At 62.3% G+C, this 2,362-nt stretch carries 2 protein-coding genes; both read right to left on the reverse strand.

Translation table 11 applies throughout. The features are described 5' to 3' along the window. The coding region (locus VKH46_14350; protein ID HKB72026.1) for a hypothetical protein at positions 1 to 1,396 on the reverse strand (1,396 nt) is incomplete at its 3' end. 80 nt (positions 1,397 to 1,476) lie between these two features. Beyond that, positions 1,477 to 2,362 (reverse strand): glutamine-hydrolyzing GMP synthase (gene guaA, locus VKH46_14355; protein ID HKB72027.1); only part of this gene is annotated, 886 nt, incomplete at its 5' end.

Below are 2,362 nucleotides of genomic sequence, written 5' to 3' on the forward strand. Positions count from 1 at the left end.
CCACATTCCCGGCACTATTGATGCGCATGCTTTCAGTCGCGCCGTGCCCGAAATAGACCAGCCCGTCATCGCGGGCGTATATCGCATTGTTTCCGAGGTCGTCTTGGACGGCAAAGATGTAGTTCGTAGCTCCGTGATCGACGCCCACCACATGAAGCCTGATGTTCGAAGCCGGTATTCGTCCGATGCCGACCCTGCCGTCGCTTGTCACGACCGTATCACCTCCGGTCGTCGCGATGTGCAGTTTTCCCGCCGGGCTCGCCGTCCCGATTCCGACGTTCCCGCTCGCCGCGATGTCAATGGAGCTGGTCGGGGCACCCGGGCGGATGCGGAACGGGAGCCGCGAGCCGCCGGTCACGTCACGCACGAAGAAGTTCGCCTCGTTTCCGGCGATGTCCCACGTCTGCGCGGTGAATCCGCCGCTGCTGTTCTGCTCGAGACGGATGCCCGGCGTATCGCTCTTGTTTTCGTGAATGTTCAGCACCGGAGTCGACGTCCCGATTCCCACTTTCCCCGAACTGTCGACGAATACGGAACTCGTCGGTGCATTGGCCATCACCGTGAACGGAACCTTGGAATCGGTGATGTCCTCGATCGAGAATTTGTTTGCGCCCCCACTCGCGGAATCGTTTGCCGTCAGTTGCCAGTTGACGTTCGGGAATCCTGGCGAGGTGCTCGTGTCGTCGAATTTGATCCGCGTGTTGTTTTCCTTGAGGCGAAGGGTGTCGAAGCCGAAGCTCTCGTTGTTGACGCAGTCCAGTCCGATGCATTCACTCCCCTGGACGATGAGATCGTCGGCGATGACCTGATCGTTCGGTGCGGGGGTGAGGTGAGGGGTAGAACGGGTCTGAGTGTTCCCGTTCCCGCCGCCCTCGCCGCTCGCCGGGGCGGCCTGAGCCCCGGGTTTGAGGGACGCGCCGCCGGTGGTGCCTTCATCGAGATCGGGCGAGACGAACGCGCCGTGCAGGATCGAGAACGCACCGGACTGCGTGATGATCCGGTCGATCCCGGCCTGCTTCTGGATCTGCCTGGCCTTTTCGTCGTCTCCGTTCGCGCGGGCGTCCTTCAGCGCCTGTTTGACCTCCGGAGAGATTCGAGGAACGATCCGCAACTCGTAGATGTACGTTCCATCGAAGCTGTCTTTTCCCCTGAGGTCGTTGAGCTTGAACGACGGCGGTCCTCCTTTGAACGACGCCGAGAAGACGTCGCCGTCCGGGCCGAGGACCGTCAGGTCGACCGATTCATGGTCGGGGATGACATTCCATTGGACCATGCTCGGATTGACCATCATCGGGCCGACAGGCTCGTTCCGCGGTTCTCCCTTGCCTTGGAGGACCGCGGCGAACAGGATGCAACTCAAGAATACAAATACAGGCGTTCGGACGCGGACGGTCATGCGAATCTCCTTCGTCTCTTGGTTGACCCGGGTCTTTCGACTATAACGCCTGAAGAGCCCGATTGCCAGCCTACCCGGGATCACTCCCACTCGATCGTGCTCGGCGGCTTCGAGGAGACGTCGTAGACCACGCGGTTGACGCCGCGGACCTCGTTCACCACACGGCGGGCAATGTGGTCGAGCACCTGGTACGGCATCCGGTACCAGTCGGCGGTCATGAAGTCGGTGGTGGTGACGGCGCGGACGGCGAGCACGTTCTCGTAGGTCCGTTCATCGCCCATCACCCCGACACTCCGTACCGGCAGCAGGACGGCAAAGGCCTGGGCGATCTCGCGATAAAGACCGGCGCGGCGGATTTCCTCGATGACGATGTCGTCGGCGTTCTGGAGGATCTCCACGCGCTCGGCATTCACTTCGCCGAGGATCCGCACGGCAAGCCCGGGCCCGGGGAATGGATGCCGCCAGACGAACTCCTCTTCCAGCCCGAGTTCGATCCCGAGCTGCCGCACCTCGTCCTTGAACAGCTCGCGCACGGGCTCGATCAGCTTCAGCCCCATCTTCTCCGGCAGACCGCCGACATTGTGGTGGGTCTTGATCACCGAGGAAGGCCCCTTGATCGAGACCGATTCGATCACGTCCGGATAGAGCGTTCCCTGCACGAGGAACTCGGCGCCGCGGATCTTGTGCGCTTCCTCTTCGAAGACCGCGATGAACTCGTTCCCGATCCGCTTTCGTTTCACTTCCGGCTCTTCGATTCCGGCCAGCCGCGCGTAAAAACGCTCCCGCGCGTCGACGGCGATGAAGTGCAGTCCGAGGCGGTCGCTCAGACGGGAGGCCACCTGCACCGATTCGTTTTTCCGCAGCACGCCGTTGTCGACGAAGATGGCCGTGAGCTGATCGCCGATGGCCTCGGCGACGAGCAGGGCGGCCACCGTCGAATCGACTCCACCGCTGACCACCGCGATG

It is taken from the genome of Thermoanaerobaculia bacterium (genome assembly GCA_035260525.1).
In the GTDB taxonomy this organism is placed as follows: domain Bacteria; phylum Acidobacteriota; class Thermoanaerobaculia; order UBA5066; family DATFVB01; genus DATFVB01.